Raw genomic sequence first — 3,755 nt, forward strand, 5'->3', positions numbered from 1 at the left:
GAGCTAGGCGCGCGGGTATAGGAGAAGACACTTTCCATGGAAAGTGTCTTCTCCTATACCCCACCCACTGCAAGAAATGGTAACTTTCTCACTGCAATAATTGGCACATTTTATCTTGCATTTAACAATATGTGGAGCTGGAAGAGATCAGAGTGAAATAAAAGTTACTCTTAAACAAAATGGAAAAACGATTCAGGAGCACTCTGTTCTAACAAAACAGGGAAGATGGCAAGTCATATTGAATCCTGAAAGTGCAGGAAGAAATTATGAACTGCTCATAGAAGAAAATGGAGTAAAGAAGACTCATTTATGCGATCTGGCCTTTGGTGATGTCTTTCTTTTTGGTGGTCAGTCGAATATGGAATATCCTCTGAAGGATGAAGCAAATTATGATGATTCCTTCAGTCTTAAGAATATCAGAATCTATACTGTTCCCAGAGTTGAATATATTCAGGTCAATCAGAAGTTTCCAGCGTTCGAGAACTCTGGATGGAAATTGGCCAGTTCATCAGCTCTAAGCGATTTTTCGGCCATTGCGGCTTATACAGGTCAGATTCTCAATCACCTGAGTGAATTCAACGGCTCAAATGAGGAAGAAATTCCGATCGGTTTAGTTTCCTGTAACAAAGGAGGAACTTCTGTCTCCTGCTGGATGGACGAAAATTCATTAAAGAAAGATCCTGATCTTTATTCTCACTTTTATAAAAGGTATTGGGATGATATTCAGGATCAAAGTGATCAGACAGAAGATCTGAAGAGGGAAGAATTCGCGAAGATTTCAAGACGATATCTTGAAGCCTGCAATCAGTTTAAGATCCATCATCCGAAGGCTTCAAGAGCAGAAATGAAAAGAGAATTAGGTCATACGCCCTGGCCAGGTCCGAAAGGAAAGAAAGATTTCGGCAGACCATGCGGTTTATTTGAGACGATGTTCTCGAACATTTCAGGCTTGCCTTTTAAGGCTGTTATCTGGTATCAGGGGGAAGAAGATACAAAGGATGGAGAATTTTACGAATCCTTACTGCTTCAACTGATCGAATGCTGGAGAGCATCCATCATCAACAGACCCGATTTTTATATCGTTCAGCTACCAGGCTATAACGATGATCCAGCAAAAAAATGGCCTCTGGTTCGAGAAGCGCAGAGAAAAGTCTGCTCAAAGCTTTCCTATTGTCATCTGATAACGGCAATTGATGCTGGAAGCAGTGATAATATTCATCCTGCTGACAAATTAAAACTTGGAAAACGAATTGGTCAATTCATTTACAGACATGAATACTGTAAGGAATCTGTAAGCCATCCAGAAATTATAGAAGTCATTCAGAGCGATCAGAAGACTCTTGTTCGATTTGATCAGCCACTGTTTGTTAAAAATCCAGATGCTGGTCAAGATTCTAATCCAGCTCTTATCCCGATCGACTTACAAGATACAATCGTTTTCAATAAAGGACAGACAAGCTCTGCATATGAAAACGATCCAACTCCTGTCTATTTCTATCAGGATGGATCACCGCTTTCACCATTTACTTTGTAAGTCAATTCATTCGAATATAAACAAAAATCCTCTTCGATCGATCTTTGAAAGACGATTAAAGAGGATTTTGTGCAGTTTTTCTGTTGTTGCTTCAGAAATGATTGTTTTGAACTGTTTGTGTTCATCAGGATGGCTCAATGTCCTGTTGGTTCATTCGATTCATTTTTTGAAAAAGTTATTTTACAGATCCGATCATTCCTTCAACAAACTGTTTTTGCATGATGAAGAAAATGATTGCCATTGGAATGGTTGCGATTACAATCGCGCACATGATCATTCCATAATCAGGTGCATAGGAAGCTCTCATTGCGGACAGAACTAGAGGAACTGTTTTCTTGTCTGGAGTCTGTAATGTGATTAACAGCCACAGATAAGCGTACCAGGAATTCATGAATGTAATGATTGCAGCGGCTGCATAGGTATTTTGATTGAAGGCATGAAAACCTTAAAGAAAATACCGATTTCAGAAACTACATCCACTCTGGCTGCTTCGCTCATATCCTTTGAAAAGGACTTAACGTATGGAAAGTTGTAATTAAATACCGAATTTGTACTGAATTAGCGACTAATTTGAAATTTAAAAAACTTAGGATCATGTAGAACTTATACAGTTGAAATAGAGAGTGATTTCATTAAGATAACGTATTTCGAAACGAAATTTATGGTCATCCGCCTACAACAGTTAAGTAAAGGCTATTCCGTATCCGCTGTAAACAGCATCAACGAATTATCCTAAATGAGTAGATCTTAGGTGTGTTTGATAGTCATAGGGCATTAATAAGATCTGAAGGCTCAGTTAGCTTCGTTTTAGAATGCATTCAACTTCGCATAATGTATATTATGACACGTGATGGAAATATCCTTTATATAAAGTACTACTTTAAAGATTTAAATTCTTTATGGATCTGATCGTGCGAAATATGGCTATAAATATCCAAGGTCACAGATGCGTTTTTATGACCCATAACATACTGAATTGTTTTAACTCCAATACCGCTTAAAACCAGATTTGAACAGAATGTATGTCTAAGACTGTGGACTGAAGTTTCAAATAATTTAGTTCCATATTCTTTATCGATCTCACGGACGAGATACCAATATCGTTTACCAATCGAATTCCGACTGATTGGCTTACCAGATCTGTTGCTAAATAAAAATCCAGTTTTACCATCAAGCATGTAGTCATAGTTTGCATTTAATATAGCTTCTTCAATGACTGGTCTTAAATCATCTGTGATTGGAATATAACGATCTCCGCTTTCTGACTTTGTTGACTGAAAAGAATATTCGTTTTTATATTGAATCAGCTGTTTTGAAATATGAACTTCATTGTTTATCAGATCAATATCGTTTACAGTTAATGCGGCTGTCTCGGCTGCTCGTAAACCCAAACCTAAAATAATCAGCATCAGGTTTCTATTACGATTACAAACGGGACAGTCTCTTTTTAAATATTCCAAAAATATAGCGAGTTCACTTGAGGTTAACGCTCGTCCTTTATCAGATTCCTTATTAACCACGTTGTTTAATTTGAATGAAGCAGGATTTCGTTTAATCAATTCGTCTTCGACAGCCATTTCAAGTGCTGGTTTAATCAGTCCAGTTAAATATGAATTTATAGTTGAAACTGCTTTTCCCTCTTTCCCTTTTTGTACAGTCCATAATTTAATAGCTGAAGTTTTAAGAGTCCTAATGTTTTTGCTCATAATCGAGTCATCCCTGATCGAATTAAGTAAACTGTAGTTCCCAAAAATTTTCTACCTAGACCCTAAATTGAGTTCATCAGGGACTTTAATCTTGAATAACTTATATCCCTGATTTGCTTTCGAATCAGCCTCATGAATAATAATTTTGTCTTCGAATACTGAACAACGTTGATATCCCAGGTTTTGAAACAGACTGATTGGATTCAATTTCTTGGTTCTTTTATTCTCATGATTCAATAGTTCCAACTGGATTCTTTTGACAATCATTGAAGCGATAAAAGTAATCAGAAGATGACCTCTCAGACGGTCTTCAGATTGAATACGTACTGGCAATAATCCTGTATAGTTTTTCCCGATATCAAAAGTCTGTTCAACCTGCTGTCTTGTGTAATAAACAGGCAAGATCTCTTCGATGGCTAACTCATTTGAAGAAGCAAGGATGAAAAATCCTTCGGATTCAAGTTTTTCAAACAACTCAGTTGAGGTTCATTAAACCGGATCCAGATGATTAAACT

General features: G+C 37.1%; 4 protein-coding genes. 1 reads left to right on the forward strand and 3 read right to left on the reverse strand.

The features are described 5' to 3' along the window. The first annotated feature begins 115 nt into the window (after nt 1-115). Nucleotides 116-1,534, forward strand: a complete 1,419-nt coding sequence (locus BO222_RS05280) for a sialate O-acetylesterase (RefSeq protein ID WP_075819026.1) — start codon at nt 116-118, stop codon at nt 1,532-1,534. A 175-nt stretch (nt 1,535-1,709) separates the two neighbouring features. Here the strand turns inward: BO222_RS05280 and BO222_RS14060 are convergent, their stop codons facing one another. From BO222_RS14060 to BO222_RS05295, 3 genes are all read right to left on the reverse strand, one after another. Beyond that, complete coding sequence (locus tag BO222_RS14060) at nt 1,710-1,925, reverse strand: ABC transporter permease family protein (RefSeq protein ID WP_233131213.1); 216 nt, start codon at nt 1,923-1,925, stop codon at nt 1,710-1,712. Nucleotides 1,926-2,409: 484 nt separating this feature from the next. Beyond that, nucleotides 2,410-3,240 carry a tyrosine-type recombinase/integrase gene (locus BO222_RS05290; protein WP_075819028.1) on the reverse strand — a complete coding sequence of 277 codons (831 nt, stop codon included), beginning with the start codon at nt 3,238-3,240 and terminating at the stop codon, nt 2,410-2,412. Nucleotides 3,241-3,291: 51 nt separating this feature from the next. Continuing rightward, on the reverse strand, nt 3,292-3,714 hold the full coding sequence (locus BO222_RS05295) for a transposase (RefSeq protein ID WP_075819030.1): 423 nt from the start codon (nt 3,712-3,714) through the stop codon (nt 3,292-3,294). Nucleotides 3,715-3,755: the final 41 nt, after the last annotated feature.

This window comes from Ileibacterium valens (genome assembly GCF_001945525.1).
In the GTDB taxonomy this organism is placed as follows: Bacteria; Bacillota_I; Bacilli_A; order Erysipelotrichales; family Erysipelotrichaceae; genus Ileibacterium; species Ileibacterium valens.